The following is a 290-nucleotide window of genomic DNA, read 5'->3' as shown; positions in this document are numbered from 1 at the left end:
ATCGTTCTGCGCTTGAACTGAAACTGCCGCCTACGCCATTGAATGGATGGAAATACAGGGGCAATGAGAGGCGCTTTTTTGCGCGCTTATCGCTGGTCGTGCAAACCATGTCCAATTTCATGCAAGGCCACAAGCGGTTTGATCCGGTCGTCACTGATGAAGCGGTGCAGGCTTGGGCCAAGTCTTACTTAAAGCGCGTCGATTTCCGGTCATCAGCTGTCCAGGCAGCTTTCAAAAATCAAATCGAACAGAGCCTGTCAGCGGCCAAAGCGACCGAAGCGCATAAAGAT

The 290-nt window shown here is 51.7% G+C and carries 1 protein-coding gene; it reads left to right on the top strand.

Translation table 11 applies throughout. From position 1 onward, the window contains the following. A partial coding sequence (locus tag R0J92_RS22405; protein WP_411053278.1) for a hypothetical protein occupies window positions 1-290 on the top strand: 290 nt, incomplete at both ends.

This window comes from Tritonibacter sp. SIMBA_163, from assembly GCF_046535935.1.
In the GTDB taxonomy this organism is placed as follows: Bacteria; Pseudomonadota; Alphaproteobacteria; order Rhodobacterales; family Rhodobacteraceae; genus Epibacterium; species Epibacterium scottomollicae.
Note: the sequence above shows the minus strand (reverse complement) of the source record. Positions and strands in the feature narration are given on the sequence as shown.